Genomic DNA, 14884 nt, shown 5'->3' with positions numbered 1-14884 from the left:
GTCTCGTTTGAATGTCTTTGGTGTTAATACTGGATTAACGATGGATTAAAGAAAAGTAGATTCACAGAACACTACGCCACTCGCATCATCGGTCGTAACGCAACATACCGAGGATGCAAATTTGATGAGTAATCACGACCTTAAAGCGTGGCTCGGCAACACCGAAGAAGCAACCGACGACTTGGGCACCAGTCTGCTTAAACGGGTGGCCGCGACCTTCGGCGTGCCACCGTTAAAGCCGGGGGCGGCACTTCCAGCACTGTGGCACTGGTGCTTTTTTCAGGAGCCTGTCGCGCCGTCCGGTTTGGGCGAGGATGGCCATCCGGCCCGGGGTGGCTTCCTACCGCCAGCGGCCCGGCGCAATCGTATGTGGGCCGGCAGCCGGATCGAATTCATCCAGCCGCTACGCGCTGGAACCCAAGCTTCACGCTTGTCCACCATTACCCGCATCGAGGAAAAAAACGGTCGCAGCGGGCAGTTGCTCTTCGTGACGGTAAACCACGAGTTTTCCCAGGACGGGCAGCTGTGCATTCGCGAAGAACAGGACATTGTCTATCGTGAAATGACTGCGCCGAACCTCGCGCCCGGTCACCCGGCTCCGCTGGCGCAATGGCACGAAACCGTCTCCCCCGACGCCGTGCTGTTGTTCCGTTATTCCGCAATCACGTTCAACGGCCACCGGATTCATTACGACGTGCCTTATGTCGTGGATGTCGAGGGCTACCCCGAAAAAGTCGTCCACGGCCCCTTGATCGCAACGCTGAATCTTCAGGCATTCCTTCGTGCCCATCCCTACGCCCAACCACGCGCGTTCAATTTCCGCGGTGTGCGCCCATTGATTGCGCCACAGCCGTTCGACGTCGGTGGAACCGTTCTCGGGCCTGGTCGCGCGGAGCTGTGGGCGAGTAATGAGGGTGGTCTGGCCCAGATCGCTGACCTGGTTTTCGACTGAGTGAGCTGACTTACTTCCACGCACCCTGAGAGCGATAGACATGCAACGCAACAATGAAGAACTCAATGCAATTCGTGAAGGCGTGCGAGCGCTGTGCGGCGAATTTGACGCGGCGTACTGGCGCGAAATCGATGAGCGAAAAGGTTTTCCCGAAGCCTTCGTCCGTGCCATGACCCAAGCCGGCTGGTTGTCGGCGATGATCCCCGAAGAATATGGTGGTTCCGGCCTTGGGCTGGCCGAAGCGTCGGTTATTTTGGAAGAGGTCAATCATTGCGGCGGTAATTCCGGGACTATTCACGGGCAGATGTACAACATGTTTACCCTGCTGCGTCACGGTAGCGAGGCTCAAAAGAGTTATTACCTGCCAAAGCTCGCCAGTGGCAAGTTGCGCCTGCAATCAATGGGGGTTACTGAGCCGACCACGGGAACCGACACCACCAAGATCAAAACCACGGCCGTGCGCAAAGGCGACAAATACGTCATCAACGGGCAGAAAGTCTGGATTTCACGCATCCAGCATTCCGACCTGATGATCCTGCTGGCGCGCACCACGCCGCTGGCTGAGGTGAAGAAAAAGTCCGAGGGCATGTCGATCTTCCTCGTCGACCTGCGCGAAGCCATCGGCAATGGCCTGACCGTGCAGCCGATCGCCAACATGGTCAATCACGAGACCAACGAGCTGTTCTTCGACAACCTGGAAATTCCTGCCGACAGCCTCATCGGCGAAGAGGGCAAGGGCTTCCGCTACATCCTCGATGGCTTGAATGCCGAGCGCACATTGATCGCTGCCGAATGCATCGGCGACGGTCGGTGGTTTATTGAAAAGTCGGCCTCATATGCCCGTGACCGGGTGGTGTTTGGTCGTCCTATCGGCCAGAACCAGGGTGTGCAGTTTCCGATTGCCGAAGCCCATATCGAAATCGAGGCCGCAGACCTGATGCGCTGGCGTGCCTGCGAGGAATACGACAGCGGCATCAATGCCGGTGCCAGCGCCAACATGGCCAAGTACCTGGCGGCGAAGGCTTCCTGGGAGGCCGCCAATGCTTGTCTGCAAACCCACGGTGGTTTCGGTTTCGCCTGCGAGTACGACGTGGAACGCAAATTCCGCGAGACCCGGCTGTACCAGGTAGCGCCAATCTCTACCAATCTGATCCTGTCTTACGTTGCCGAGCATCTGCTGGAACTGCCGCGCAGCTTCTAAGGAGCCTGTCATGAGTCATACACAACAGCTGGCGCAGTTCCTCGCAGAACTGGAGTACGCCAGCATCCCGGTCAGTGTTCTCGATCGCACTGAAGACTTGTTCCTGGACTGGCTCGGTTCAGCGTTTGCCAGCCTGGGCGCGCACCCGATCCCGTTGTTCGAGCGTTATGCGCAAAAGATGGGGCCTGCGGACGGTAACGCCAAAATACTGGTCAATGGTCGCGGCACTTCGGCGTATTTTGCTGCCTTGGTCAACGGTGCTTCATCGCACCTGGTCGAGCAGGATGACTTGCATAACAGTTCGGTGCTGCATCCGGCGACCGTGGTCTTTCCGGCGGTGTTGGCCGCCGCGCAGGAGCGCGGCAAATCCGGTCGTGACCTGTTGTTGGCGGCGGTTGCCGGCTATGAGGCCGGCATTCGTATCGGTGAGTTTCTGGGTCGTTCGCACTACCGGGTTTTCCACACCACCGCGACCGTCGGTACGCTGGCGTCAGCGGTGGCGGTAGGCAAGCTACTTGGATTCAACAAGGAACAGTTCATCAACCTCTTGGGCACTGCTGGCACCCAGGCCGCCGGGTTATGGGAGTTCTTGCGCGACGCCGCAGACTCCAAGCAACTGCACACGGCCAAAGCCGCCGCTGACGGTTTGCTCGCCGCGTACTTGACTGAAGAAGGTCTATCCGGGGCACGCAATATTCTGGAGGGTGACCAAGGCATGGCTGCAGGCATGTCCAGCGATGCCGATCCGAGCAAATTATCACTGGGCCTGGGCAGTCGTTGGGCGTTGCTTGAAACCTCTTTCAAATTCCACGCCTCGTGTCGCCACACCCATCCCGCCGCGGATGCATTGCTGACCCTGATGCGTGAGCAGGGCCTGACCCACAAGCACATCGCCAAGGTGGTCACGCATGTCCATCAAGCAGCCATCGACGTGCTGGGCCGTGTCGTCGTACCGAAAACCGTGCATCAGGCCAAGTTCTCCATGGGTACTGTGCTGGGTTTGATTGCGGTACACGCCAAGGCCGGTCTCATCGAGTTCGACCAAATGGCGCTGACCGATCCAGATGTCGTAGCGTTCGCCAAAAACGTCAGCATGGAGCTCGATCTGCAAGTCGACCGCGCTTACCCCCAGCGCTGGCTGGGCCGTGTGCAGGTCACCACGACCGATGGACGCGTGCTCTTTGGCCGTTGCGATGAGCCTAAGGGTGATCCGGGCAACACCTTGTCCCGGCCTGAACTGGAGGAAAAGTTCCGCCAGTTGCTCGCATTTTCCGCAGCCCGAACGGTCGATCACGCCAATCTTCTGATTGGCCGTGTCTGGGCGTTGCGTGAAACCCAAGACCTGTCCACTTTGGCGGAGTAACCGTTTATGAGTAAACACAATGATAGGCCGCGCCCGCTGGACGGCATCACGGTCGTCAGCCTTGAACACGCGATCGCCGCACCCTTTTGCACGCGTCAGCTGGCGGATATGGGCGCGCGCGTGATCAAGGTCGAGCGGCCTAATGTCGGCGATTTTGCACGCGGATATGACACTCGTACCAACGGTCTGGCATCGCACTTCGTATGGTGCAACCGCTCCAAGGAGAGTCTGGCGCTGGACGTCAAAGCGCAAGGCGCCGACAACGTTCTCGAAGCGCTCCTTGCTAAAGCCGATGTCTTGGTTCAGAACCTTGCGCCAGGTGCCGCGGCGCGGATGGGATTGTCTTTTGAAGCGCTGCACGAGAAGTACCCGCAGTTGATCGTCTGTGATATTTCCGGCTACGGGGAGGGCGGACCCTACTCGGAGAAGAAGGCTTATGACCTGTTGATCCAGAGCGAGAGCGGTTTTCTTTCGGTTACTGGCGGTGCGGGTGAGGAGGACATGGCAAAGGCCGGGTGCTCAATTGCTGACATTGCGGCGGGTATGTACGCGTACAGCGGCGTACTGTCGGCACTCCTGTTGCGTGGCCGAACAGGGCAGGGTAGCCGCGTTGATGTCAGCATGCTTGAAAGCCTGGCCGAGTGGATGAGTTTTCCCCTGTATTACGCTTACGACGGTGCGGCGCCGCCGCCTCGCGCAGGCGCTTCCCACGCAACGATTTACCCCTATGGTCCGTTTCCTGCCGGTGATGACGGGGCGGTCATGCTGGGCTTGCAGAACGAGCGTGAATGGTCGGCGTTTTGTGATCAGGTTCTGCTGATGCCGAATCTCAAACAGGACGAGCGGTTTTGCGCCAACGTCAAACGCTCGGCTAACCGCAAGGCGCTGCGACAAATCATTATCGACACCTTCGCTGATCTGAACGTAACGCAAATCGTCGAGCGGCTGGATCGTGCGCAAATTGCCAACGCCAACGTCAATGACATGCGTGGGTTGTGGAACCACCCGCAACTCAAGGCGCGCAAACGCTGGGTTGATATCGGCAGTCCGGCAGGCGTGTTGCCGGCTTTGTTGCCACCGGCAATCAATAGTGCGTTCGAACCGCGTATGGGCGCAGTCCCTGCATTGGGCGAGCACAGTGAAACCATTCTGATTGAGCTCGGATACACCCGCGACGCCATCGCGAAGATGAAACAGGAAGCGATTATATGAGTAATCGGAATGGGCCTGCGATCGTCACTGCACTGTTCGTTCCGGGGAGTCGCCCGGAGCGTTTCGCCAAGGCGCTGGCCAGCGGAGCAGGGCGGGTTATCGTTGATTTTGAGGACGCTGTAGAAGAACCGCTCAAACAACAGGCCCGGCACCACCTGGCGGAATTTTTACGCAGTCATCGCCAGGCGCGCGTGATGGTACGCATTAATGCTCCTGATCATGCAGAGCATGCCGCCGACATTGATTTTTGTGCCCGGCACCCGGGGGTCATCGGCGTGATTCTGCCCAAAACAGAAGGCGTGGATCAGGTCGAGGCATTATCAGTTTGCGCAAAACCCGTATGGCCACTGATCGAAACGGCCAAGGGACTTCTTGCCCTAGAGCAAATCGTAGGCGCCTCAGGGGTGGAACGCTTGAGTTTCGGTGGCTTGGATCTGGCCCTGGATCTGGGTACCCAAGGTGCCGAAGGAGGCGCAACGATCATCGACCATGCTCGCTATCAATTGGTGTTGCACAGCGCGGCAGCAGGCTTGGCGGCACCGATCGATACAGTTTTTCCCGACATCAGTGATCTCGATGCGTTGTCACACGCCGCACGACGCGCCCGCGGTATGGGCTTTGATGGTTTGCTGTGTATTCATCCAGCACAGGTGGCAGCAGTGCAGAAAGTTTTTGCGCCGGTTAGTGAGGAGTTGGCGTGGGCACGCAAAGTCTTGGCCGCGGCTGAACATGAAGGCGGAGCGTTTCGACTGGATGGCCAGATGATTGATGCGCCGGTACTGCGGCGTGCCCGTCAGGTGCTGGCGCATGAAAGGTCGTAAGCGGTTTTGCCTCAAATGCCAAAGACGCGCTGATCGCGTTTGCGCCCGTTTCTCACACAAATGTGATTTGACGGGCGCTCTTCGGCTTACTCGAAATATGGGAAGTCGGTATAGCCCCTCTCACCGTCGCGTGTGTAGAAGGCACAATGATGAGCCTCAGCCAACGGCCAATTGTTGGTCATACGATCCACCAAATCAGGATTGGCAATGAAAGGTCTGCCGAAAGCTATCAGGTCTGCCCAACCTTCATCCAATGCCGCCTGAGCCGACTGTTTGTTAAATCCTCCACACCAGATCAATGTTCCCTGAAAGGCTTCACGCACTTCGCGCACCAGGTCGTCACTGAGATTGATTTCGTTAAACTCACTGTCCACCGTGTTGCCCGCAGGTAACGGTTGGTAAACGACATGCAGATAGGCTATCTCACGCCGATTCAACTCGCTGCACAGGTACAGCAATGTTTCTTCAACGAATGGATCAGAAGGCATGCTATTGAACTTTCCGAAGGGGGAGACGCGAACGCCGACCTTGCCGGCCCCCAGTTCCCGAATCGCTAGATCGACCACATCCAGCAGCAGGCGCGTGCGTGTTTGTGGTGTCTGGCCCCCGAACTGATCAGTACGCGTGTTAAGGGTCGAGTTCATGAACTGATCGAAGAGATAACCATTGGCCCCGTGAATTTCCACACCATCAAACTCCGCAGCCTTTGCGTTCCTGAAGGCGAGGGTGAACTCATCAAGCAGGCCTGCGACCTCATCGGTCTCAATCTTGCGCGGAGTATCCGCGGGAACGAAAACCGCCTTGCCGGTACTGTCGTAGATAAATACGTCGGATTGTGCTGCCCTTTCATCGGTCGCACCACGGGGTGCCTCTCCGTTAGGTAGCATTGTGTGGTGGGCCATTCTGCCGACATGCCAGACTTGCAGAAAAATCGTTCCGCCGTGGAGATGGACTTGGTCGGTTACCAAGCGCCAACCTTGAGTCTGCTCCGCTGTATAAATGCCAGGGGTGCACGCATAGCCCTTGCTATACGCCGAGACGTCGGTAGCTTCCGTAATGATCAGGCCAGCACTCACTCGTTGCGCATAATAGGCCGCCATCAGCGCATTGGGGACGTCCCCGGTGGAGGTGCGCGATCTGGTCATCGGGGCCATGACGATGCGGTTTTTCAGTTTGCGGGTACCTAGTGCATAGGCCTTGAACAAGGAGGACATCTGAATTAACTCCAACGTGGACTGGAGAGCCAGATTAGTTAGAGCTTATTCTCCTATCTACACACCCTTTGGTATGCAAGATTAAAGCGTCCTATGACCCTGACCAAATTGCTTCCCCGTCTACCCATCGAGCGAACCCTTGGCGTCATTTCAGGACGCTGGAAAGCGGTGATCATCCACGTATTGCTGGAGGGTCCCAAGCGAACGTGCGAGATAGAGTCTCAAATTACCGGTATCTCGCAGAAAGTCCTGATCCAGCAGCTCAAGGCGCTCGAAGAACACGGCATTGTTTGGCGAAAAACCTCTCTTGAAGAGCCGCAACGCGTCGATTACTCGTTGACGCCATTGGGATTGAGTCTTCAACCGCTGATTTTGTCGCTCCAGGATTGGGGCCAGCAACATGCGCAAGAATTGGGAGACAGCCATCGACTAATATCGTGCGACGCGGTCGTGCGTTCGCTTGATGGCCGGCGCCAGTGCGATTCAAACATCGTTGTAAAGGGGGAAAGCAGCTAGACACCTACCGTTCATCAAACCTGAGGAGAGCATCATGCTGTTCCATGTGAAAATGACCGTGAGTTTACCATTCGACGTGAATCCAGAACTCGCCGCCCAGCTCAAGGCCGACGAAATAGCCCTGGCGCAGCGCTTGCAGCAGCAAGGGAAGTGGCGTCACCTATGGCGCATCGCCGGGCACTACGCCAACTACAGCGTCTTTGACGTTGACAGCGTTCAGGAATTGCACGACCTGTTGATGCAATTGCCGCTACATCCCTACATGGCAATTGAGGTAGATGCGATGTGCCAGCATCCAGCTTCCATTCATGAGGATGATCGCTAGGCCGACGCTGTTCCATTTTGCAAGCTGATCAATGCACGATGAGGAACCATCATGACCAAGATTGCCATCGTTACCGGTGCAAGCCGCGGTCTCGGCCGAAGCGCTGCACTCAGCATCGCTCGGCACGGTAGTGACGTCATTGTTACTTATCAGAGCCGTGGTGAAGACGCTGAGGCTGTCGTCGCAGAAATCAACGCCTTGGGGCGCAAGGCGATAGCCTTGCAACTCGATACAGGAAAAATTGCTGGTTTCGCGCCATTCGCTGGACAGCTTCAGAAGGCATTACGCGAGATCTGGCAGCGCGAAACATTCGATCATTTGGTGAATAACGCCGGTCACGGTGATTACGCTCTGATCGAACAGACCACTGAAGAGCAGTTTGACGGGCTGGTCAATGTCCATTTCAAAGGCGTTTTCTTTTTGACTCAGACGCTGCTGCCAATGATAGCCGATGGCGGCCGTATCATTAATCTATCCTCCGGGCTGACGCGGGTTTCCTTTCCCGGCTATGCCGCGTATGCGGCAGTCAAGGGTGCGGTCGAGGTACTTTCCGTGTACATGGCCAAGGAACTGGGTAGCCGTGGTATCGCGGTCAACACTGTGGCGCCGGGCGCAATCGAAACTGACTTTGGCGGCGGCGCCGTCCGTGACAATTCGGAGCTCAACAAATTGTTCGCGGATATGACCGCGCTCGGCCGCACCGGGCTACCGGACGATATTGGACCGATGATCGCGAGTTTGTTGTCCGAGGATAATCGCTGGGTCACCGCCCAGCGGATTGAAGTGTCCGGAGGCCAAGGCATATAAGCGAGAGTTCGGCTGCTGTGTACTGATTCAGTTTTCAAAGCAGGACACGAGGAAACTCATCACCGCTTGGACGGCCGGGGTATACCGGATGTCGCTGTGGACCACTAGCCACACATCCCGCTTAAGATCCGCTCCAGCGGTCTCCATCGCTTGCAGGCCGTAGTGGCGGCCAAGGAAGTAGGGCAGTGCGGCAACACCGGCGCCTGCTTGAGCGCAGGTGGCCTGGATATTCAGGTCATTGCTGCGCAGCAGGATAGGTCGATCACCCGCTTGTTCCTTGAGCCAGTCCTGCTGTGGCGTTTGTTCCATGGTCTCGTCGTAAGCGATGAACGTCAGGTCTTGCACAGCCGTGTTGGCTAAATAGTCCGTCGAGCCATACAGGTGGAACGGCAACGTCGCGACCTTGCGGGCCACCAAGTCCGGCTCAGTGGGGCGGCTCAGGCGCACGGCTATATCAGCCTCGCGTCGCGATAAGGAAGCGCTGCCCAGGCTGCCGATCAATTGTAAGGCTAGCTGCGGATGTTTCGTGCGCAGCCCATTGATGCGGGGCGCGATCAAGGCACAGGCCAGCGCTGGCGGGGCACTGACGATGACTTCGCCTGTGTAGCTTTCCTGCCCGGCCAACGCTGTGCGCTGCACCGCGAAGGATTCGCTTTCCATGCGTCGCCCTAGCTGGGCGATACGTTCCCCATCCTCGGTGATGACATACGAGCGAGGGCGCCGGTCCACCAACTTGAGGTTGAGCGAGCCCTCCAGCGCGCTGATGCGTCGCGCCACGGTGGCATGGTCGACCTTGAGCTTGCGTGCCGCCGCAGATAAAGACTGCTCGTGGGCGAAGACAATGAAATAGCGAAGATCCTCCCAGTCAAACATGGGCGTTTTCTCATATGGAAGGTGAATAAATGGGGAATTTTGCACCGTCGGCAGACCTGCAAGAATCTTTCAACACCTGACAAGCAGGTGCAAAGAGCCCGGCGTGCTGCCGGGTTTTTATCGCACGACTTGACGAGGAAAAAGCCATGTCTAAATCAACGCCTCTCGCGTATGCCGGCATCGTGGGAGCCACATTTTTCTGGGGCACCAACTTCAACGCAGGTGCCTATATCATTAAGAGCATGGCACCCATCAGCGCCTCCATTGAGCGTTTTTCGATTTCTACCCTGTTACTCGTACTGATTTTCGGTCTGGCCGGCAAGTTGCGTCTGAGCACGCTGAAGAACAATCTACTGGCCTTTATCGGCCTGGGCCTGCTTGGATTTACTGCATTCAACCTCGCGACATTTTTTGGCCTGCAAAGCACCACCCCCATCAACGGCGCATTGATCCTGGCGACCACGCCGCTGTGGACCATGATCTTTGCCGTTCTGCTGGAAGGCGAACACATTGATCGCGGGCGTGCCATAGGTCTAGTGTTGGGCTTGCTGGGCGTAGGCCTGGTGATTACGCGCGGGGATATCCAGGTGCTTCTGGGGCTGAAAGTGGCCGCCGGTGATGCGATCATTCTGGCCGGCAGCATTGCATGGGCCGCGAACATGGTCGGCACACGGCGCTTTGTCAGAGATGCAACCCCACTGGAAACCACAACCTTCTCCATGTTGTTCGGTGTCATTGGCCTGATTGTGTTGGGATTCATCTATGAGGCTCCGGTCACCAGCATCAGTACCGCTTCGTTGTCCATTCATGGTGCAGTCATCTACCTTGCGGTCTGCGGCTCGTTGATTGCGTACTTGCTGTGGTTCAAAGGTATCCACGCCATCGGTGCCGCACGCACATCGATCTTTTTCAATCTGGCCCCGGTGTTCACCATGCTGGTTTCTTCGGTGCTGGGTGTAGTGCCCAATCTCTGGCAACTGCTCGGCGCCGGTGGCGTCATTCTCGGGGTGGTGTTTGCCTCGGGTCTGGTGTTCAGGCCGACACAACCTGACCCGATAGCCGCTGCTGCCAGCCCGCGCTGAGCTCCGCAAGGATGTCTGCAATCCATTGCAGGCACGCAGGCGGCTGACGTAATGCTATCCAGGCTTTATATCCAGCCGTTTGAACCTGGAAGCCAATGTTGTGGGTTTAAGACCTAGCAGTTCAGCAGCCCCTCCTTTGCCGAACAATTTGCCGTCAGCGGCCTTGAGCGCAGCCTGCATATTGTTGCGCTCCAGCTCGCGCAACTGGGCATCGGTCATGATCGTGGGCGAAACGCTGGATGGTTGTGTCAGCTGAGGGCTGTGTTTCTGTTCCTCGGGTAGATCAAGGCTCAGGTCTACGCCGATTGAAGTGATCAACGCACGTTCGATGACATTTTGCAGCTCGCGAATATTGCCCGGCCAGGAGTAGTGCTGCAGACGCTCGATATCAAGGTTGCGCAGACGACGCCCAGGCATGTTCAGCCGCTTTGCGGTCTGTTTAAGGAAGTGTGCAGCGAGAGGAGCGATGTCCATGGGGCGATCGCGTAGTGCGGGAGACTGAATCGGGAAAACGTTGAGGCGAAAATACAAGTCTTCGCGAAAGCGCTTGGCCGCGACCTCCAGACGCAGGTCCCGATTGGTGGCGGCGATGATCCTGACATCGACCTTGCGCGTGCGCTCCTCGCCGACCCGTTCGAACTGGCCCTCCTGCAAAACCCGCAGCAGCTTGCTTTGCAGTTCCAGGGGGATTTCGCCGATCTCGTCGAGAAAAAGAGTGCCACCATCGGCCAGTTCGAAGCGCCCGACACGATCGCGAACAGCGCCGGTAAAGGCGCCGCGGATATGCCCGAAGAATTCGCTTTCGAACAGCTCGGTGGGAATTGCCGCGCAGTTGACCCGGATCAGCGGGCTTGCGTTGCGGCGGCTGGCCTGATGAATCGCACGGGCGATCAATTCCTTGCCCGTGCCCGACTCGCCGTTGATCAGCACGCTGGCATCTGTAGGGGCGACTACGTCGATCTGCTTGATGATTTTTAGAATAGGGGCGCTCTGGCCGACGATCTCACGGAAGTTGTGTTCGATATGAATTTCTTCCTGCAAATAGGCGTTTTGCTCTTCCAGTCGTTTTTTCAGTACCTGAAGTTCATCAAGAGCACTTTGAAGTTGGTTTTCGGTATTGCGCCGTTCGGTGATATCCCGAAACACCACCACGGCCCCGACGATTCGGCCATCGGAGATCACTGGCGTACTGGTGAACTCAACGGGGAACGAACTGCCATCGCGCCGCCAGAAGATCTCCTGGCGTCCCTCATGAACCACACCATCACGCACTGCCTTATAGATCGGACAGCTCTCGACAGGGTAATGGCTGCCGTCGGCATGGGTGTGGTGGTGAATGCGGTGGATGTTCTTGCCGATCATGTCCCTGGGCTCCCAACCCAGCATGCGAGCCCCGGCCGGATTGACAAACGTAGCCAGGCCCTCAGTGTTGATGCTGTAAATACCATCTCCCACCGAACTGAGCAGCAACTGGTTATCACGCTCCGTTTCCTGGAACAGGTTGAGGATATTGCGCCACTCGATCAGCCCGCCGCGCATGGTGCGCTCAGTGTGGGCCTGGTCGCGCTGGTATTGCTCATGGCTCAGTTCGCGCAGTACCAGGATAAGCTGCTGCTGGCCCTTGATCTGCAAGGTCGTAGCAGAAATCGTCAATTCGATGCGCTCACCGGTCTTGCAGTTACAACTCAGTTCTTCAGTCCAGCCGCGACCTTTATCCATGACGGCTTGGGTAAACACGATCAAGTCCGCCAACTGATGACCGAACAGCTTGCTCACGGGTAGTTCAAGCAATTCCTGGCGCGGGTAACCGAGCAACTTGCAGGTTGCGATGTTCAGGTCCACCAAGCGGTCGGAAAAGGGGTTGAGCAGGGCAATGGCTTCGGCGCAATGCTCGAAAACCATATGGCGTGAAGAGTAGGCCAGATCGGCCCAGCCATTGATGGAGTCGGTTTCGTTCATGGGTACGACATCTCGTGGCATCACGAATTTTCGTATATCTACGGGAGTTCGTGGTTCATTGATAGCATCAGATGAGCCATTAAAAACCATCTCAGATTGAGGTGATCAGCGCCAGTGGTGAAGAGTCCGATGGTGGTTGTTTGGGGTAAAACAGGCAGAGCAACCGTTTAAAAAAGGATATCAGATAGGCCGCGGGTTCCGGATAGGTTGAGTTGAATCTGATCCGGTTTTTTATACAAGGCCTGAATCTGTAATGAATATCAGCGCAAGCGCATATTGGCCCCATCGAAGTAGCCCCCGTGCGAGAGGGCAAACACTGATGAGGACCCGAGCATGTATCAATACGACGACTATGACCGCGCACTGGTGCTGGAGCGTGTCGAGCAGTTTCGCGATCAGGTCGAACGCTATCAAGCGGGAGAGCTGAGCGAAGAAGAGTTTCTGCCTTTGCGTCTGCAGAACGGTCTGTATATGCAGAAACATGCCTACATGCTTCGGGTCGCAATTCCCTATGGCACTTTGTCGGCACGGCAGTTGCGCGCCCTGGCACGCATCGCTCACGACTATGATCGCGGTTACGGGCATTTCACCACCCGGCAAAATCTGCAGTACAACTGGATCGAGCTGCATCAGGTGCCTGAGATTCTGCAGCACCTGGCGCAAGTGGATATGCATGCGATCCAGACCTCAGGAAATTGCGTGCGCAATATCACCACCGAAGCCTTTGCCGGCGTCGCGGCCGATGAACTGATGGATCCGCGACCTTTGGCCGAAATCCTGCGCCAGTGGTCAACCATCAACCCGGAGTTTCTGTATCTGCCGCGCAAGTTCAAAATTGCCATCTGCTCCGCTAAACAGGATCGCGCGGCGATCATGATGCACGACATCGGCCTGTACCTGTATGCCGACGAAGCAGGCCATATGCGTTTGCGGGTGATGGTCGGCGGTGGATTGGGGCGCACTCCGATCTTGTCTCAGCAGATCCGGGAAGACCTGCCCTGGGAGCATTTGTTGTCTTATGTCGAAGCGGTGCTGCGGGTCTACAACCGCCATGGACGACGTGACAACAAGTACAAGGCGCGAATCAAGATCCTGGTCAAGTCACTGGGCATCGAAGCCTTTGCTGCTGAAGTCGAACAGGAGTGGCAGCAGATCAAGGATGGCCCCGCGCAACTGACTGAAGTCGAATACCAGCGCGTCGCCCGTGCCTTTGTCGTCCCAGCGTATCAATCGCTGAGTGATACCGACCTGAGCTTTGGCGGTGATCTGATGGCTTTTCCTGACTTTGCACGCTGGGTATCGCGTAATACCCAGGCGCATAAAGTCCCCGGCTATGTGAGTGTCGTGCTGTCGACAAAACCCGGGGCGGATACACCGCCTGGCGACTTGACGGCGGTGCAGATGGAGGCGGTGGCCGGCTGGTCGGAGCTTTTCGGGTTCGGTGAGATACGTATCGCTCATGAACAGAACCTGATTTTACCGGACGTGCGCAAGAGCGATTTGCTCGCGCTATGGACGCTGGCGTGCGAACAGGGGCTGGGGGTGGCCAATGCCGGCTTGTTGACGGACATCATTGCCTGCCCCGGTGGTGATTTTTGCGCCCTGGCCAATGCTCGTTCGCTCCCCATTACCGCTGCGATCCAGGCGCGTTTCAACGACCTCGACTTCCTGCATGACCTGGGCGATTTCAGCTTGAACATTTCCGGCTGCATGAATGCCTGCGGTCATCACCACATTGGCAACATAGGCATCCTTGGAGTCGATAAAAACGGCATGGAGTGGTACCAGATCACCCTGGGTGGCGCCCAGGGCAAAGCCGCGGCATTGGGCAAGGTGATTGGCCCCTCGTTCAGCGCCGAGCAAATCCCGGATGTTATCGGGCGCATCGTCGACACCTTCGTCGACTATCGAGAAGTCGATGAAAACTTCATGGATACCTTCTCCCGCATCGGTATCGAGCCGTTCAAGGAGCGGGTCTACCCCAAGCACGCGGAGGCCCTGGCATGAACAACTTACTGATGTTGTGCGAAGGCGGTGCTCGTCACGCTCTGGATGATCACTGGACCTTGATCCGCGACACCGAGGGCGAACTCCCGGCCAGCCCACTGATCCTGCCACTGGCTCGCTGGCGTCAGCGACAGGAGAAGAGTGCACTGCAGGCCATGAGCGTGGATGGCGTGTGGCTCGGCCCTGATGACGACGTGGAAAGCCTTGAAATGTGGCTGGGTGTATTGCCACTTATTGCCCTGGATTTTCCCAGCTTCCGCGACGGACGCGGCTACAGCCAGGCCTATCTGCTGCGTACGAGGCTGGGCTGGGAGGGCGAGTTGCGCGCCATCGGTGACGTGCTGCGCGATCAGCTCAGCCACATGCGTCAATGCGGTTTCACCAGCTTTGCCGTGCGTGAAGACAAATCCCCTGAAGATGCTCTTAAAGGGTTGGCGGGTATGAGCGTGTTGTATGGGCGCTCGGTGATTGAACCCCGGCCACTGTTTCGGCGGCGCTGAAGCTTGCTGCATTCGGTTCGCTGGTTTGAACTGGTTTTCGCTCGACAAGGCT

At 57.1% G+C, this 14884-nt stretch carries 14 protein-coding genes; 11 read left to right on the top strand and 3 right to left on the bottom strand.

Translation table 11 applies throughout. The features are described from left to right. Positions 1-124 precede the first annotated feature (124 nt). Genes MA884_RS09525 through MA884_RS09505 form a run of 5 tightly spaced genes read left to right on the top strand, consistent with a single transcriptional unit; the run spans position 125 to position 5549 of the window. A complete protein-coding gene (locus MA884_RS09525) occupies positions 125-952 on the top strand; it encodes a MaoC family dehydratase N-terminal domain-containing protein (protein ID WP_256230237.1) in 828 nt (275 codons plus the stop codon). Positions 953-992: 40 nt separating this feature from the next. Then, on the top strand, positions 993-2153 hold the full coding sequence (locus MA884_RS09520; RefSeq protein ID WP_256230236.1) for an acyl-CoA dehydrogenase family protein: 1161 nt from the start codon (positions 993-995) through the stop codon (positions 2151-2153). A 10-nt stretch (positions 2154-2163) separates the two neighbouring features. After that, positions 2164-3516 (top strand): MmgE/PrpD family protein, encoded by a 1353-nt coding sequence (locus MA884_RS09515; protein ID WP_256230234.1) that lies wholly within the window; start codon positions 2164-2166, stop codon positions 3514-3516. Positions 3517-3522: 6 nt separating this feature from the next. Next, positions 3523-4728, top strand: coding sequence for a CaiB/BaiF CoA-transferase family protein (locus tag MA884_RS09510; protein ID WP_256230233.1), 1206 nt, complete (start codon positions 3523-3525; stop codon positions 4726-4728). After that, on the top strand, positions 4725-5549 hold the full coding sequence (locus MA884_RS09505) for a CoA ester lyase (protein ID WP_256230232.1): 825 nt from the start codon (positions 4725-4727) through the stop codon (positions 5547-5549). Before MA884_RS09510 ends, MA884_RS09505 begins: the two co-directional genes overlap by 4 nt. Before the next feature lie 86 nt (positions 5550-5635). Here MA884_RS09505 and MA884_RS09500 read toward each other — a convergent pair whose 3' ends face one another. Beyond that, a complete protein-coding gene (locus MA884_RS09500; RefSeq protein ID WP_256230231.1) occupies positions 5636-6763 on the bottom strand; it encodes an alkene reductase in 1128 nt (375 codons plus the stop codon). Between the two features lie 93 nt (positions 6764-6856). On the opposite strand from MA884_RS09500, the gene MA884_RS09495 reads away from it, so the two are divergent. The 3 genes from MA884_RS09495 to MA884_RS09485 are packed head-to-tail and all read left to right on the top strand — an operon-like array spanning position 6857 to position 8411. Continuing rightward, positions 6857-7279 (top strand): helix-turn-helix domain-containing protein, encoded by a 423-nt coding sequence (locus tag MA884_RS09495; RefSeq protein WP_256230230.1) that lies wholly within the window; start codon positions 6857-6859, stop codon positions 7277-7279. A 34-nt stretch (positions 7280-7313) separates the two neighbouring features. After that, entirely contained in the window at positions 7314-7604 is a 291-nt protein-coding gene (gene catC, locus MA884_RS09490; protein WP_256230229.1) for a muconolactone Delta-isomerase, read from the top strand. Between the two features lie 51 nt (positions 7605-7655). Next, positions 7656-8411 (top strand): SDR family oxidoreductase, encoded by a 756-nt coding sequence (locus MA884_RS09485; RefSeq protein ID WP_256230228.1) that lies wholly within the window; start codon positions 7656-7658, stop codon positions 8409-8411. 27 nt (positions 8412-8438) lie between these two features. Here the strand turns inward: MA884_RS09485 and MA884_RS09480 are convergent, their stop codons facing one another. Then, positions 8439-9284: a LysR family transcriptional regulator gene (locus tag MA884_RS09480; RefSeq protein ID WP_256230227.1), complete on the bottom strand. Its 846-nt coding sequence runs from the start codon at positions 9282-9284 to the stop codon at positions 8439-8441. 146 nt (positions 9285-9430) lie between these two features. On the opposite strand from MA884_RS09480, the gene MA884_RS09475 reads away from it, so the two are divergent. Further along, positions 9431-10366: a DMT family transporter gene (locus tag MA884_RS09475; RefSeq protein WP_256230226.1), complete on the top strand. Its 936-nt coding sequence runs from the start codon at positions 9431-9433 to the stop codon at positions 10364-10366. Positions 10367-10420: 54 nt separating this feature from the next. On the opposite strand, the gene MA884_RS09470 is transcribed toward MA884_RS09475, so the two are convergent. Beyond that, complete coding sequence (locus MA884_RS09470) at positions 10421-12325, bottom strand: sigma 54-interacting transcriptional regulator (protein WP_256230225.1); 1905 nt, start codon at positions 12323-12325, stop codon at positions 10421-10423. Between the two features lie 333 nt (positions 12326-12658). On the opposite strand from MA884_RS09470, the gene MA884_RS09465 reads away from it, so the two are divergent. Then, a complete protein-coding gene (locus tag MA884_RS09465; RefSeq protein ID WP_256230224.1) occupies positions 12659-14332 on the top strand; it encodes a nitrite/sulfite reductase in 1674 nt (557 codons plus the stop codon). Further along, positions 14329-14832 carry a DUF934 domain-containing protein gene (locus MA884_RS09460; RefSeq protein ID WP_256230223.1) on the top strand — a complete coding sequence of 168 codons (504 nt, stop codon included), beginning with the start codon at positions 14329-14331 and terminating at the stop codon, positions 14830-14832. Before MA884_RS09465 ends, MA884_RS09460 begins: the two co-directional genes overlap by 4 nt. The last annotated feature ends 52 nt before the right edge of the window (positions 14833-14884 follow it).

The organism is Pseudomonas sp. Q11 (assembly GCF_024494355.1).
Taxonomy (GTDB): domain Bacteria; phylum Pseudomonadota; class Gammaproteobacteria; order Pseudomonadales; family Pseudomonadaceae; genus Aquipseudomonas; species Aquipseudomonas hefeiensis.
The sequence above is the reverse complement of the archived record's forward strand: the minus strand, read 5'-3'. Positions and strand labels throughout refer to the sequence as shown.

Excerpts from the sequence above, each read along its gene's own strand:
- MA884_RS09525 (WP_256230237.1), top strand. The coding sequence starts at position 125 with ATGAGTAATCACGACCTTAAAGCGTGGCTCGGCAACACCGAAGAAGCA.
- MA884_RS09520 (WP_256230236.1), top strand. The coding sequence starts at position 993 with ATGCAACGCAACAATGAAGAACTCAATGCAATTCGTGAAGGCGTGCGA.
- MA884_RS09515 (WP_256230234.1), top strand. The coding sequence starts at position 2,164 with ATGAGTCATACACAACAGCTGGCGCAGTTCCTCGCAGAACTGGAGTAC.
- MA884_RS09510 (WP_256230233.1), top strand. The coding sequence starts at position 3,523 with ATGAGTAAACACAATGATAGGCCGCGCCCGCTGGACGGCATCACGGTC.
- MA884_RS09505 (WP_256230232.1), top strand. The coding sequence starts at position 4,725 with ATGAGTAATCGGAATGGGCCTGCGATCGTCACTGCACTGTTCGTTCCG.
- MA884_RS09500 (WP_256230231.1), bottom strand. The coding sequence starts at position 6,763 with ATGTCCTCCTTGTTCAAGGCCTATGCACTAGGTACCCGCAAACTGAAA.
- MA884_RS09495 (WP_256230230.1), top strand. The coding sequence starts at position 6,857 with ATGACCCTGACCAAATTGCTTCCCCGTCTACCCATCGAGCGAACCCTT.
- catC (WP_256230229.1), top strand. The coding sequence starts at position 7,314 with ATGCTGTTCCATGTGAAAATGACCGTGAGTTTACCATTCGACGTGAAT.
- MA884_RS09485 (WP_256230228.1), top strand. The coding sequence starts at position 7,656 with ATGACCAAGATTGCCATCGTTACCGGTGCAAGCCGCGGTCTCGGCCGA.
- MA884_RS09480 (WP_256230227.1), bottom strand. The coding sequence starts at position 9,284 with ATGTTTGACTGGGAGGATCTTCGCTATTTCATTGTCTTCGCCCACGAG.
- MA884_RS09475 (WP_256230226.1), top strand. The coding sequence starts at position 9,431 with ATGTCTAAATCAACGCCTCTCGCGTATGCCGGCATCGTGGGAGCCACA.
- MA884_RS09470 (WP_256230225.1), bottom strand. The coding sequence starts at position 12,325 with ATGAACGAAACCGACTCCATCAATGGCTGGGCCGATCTGGCCTACTCT.
- MA884_RS09465 (WP_256230224.1), top strand. The coding sequence starts at position 12,659 with ATGTATCAATACGACGACTATGACCGCGCACTGGTGCTGGAGCGTGTC.
- MA884_RS09460 (WP_256230223.1), top strand. The coding sequence starts at position 14,329 with ATGAACAACTTACTGATGTTGTGCGAAGGCGGTGCTCGTCACGCTCTG.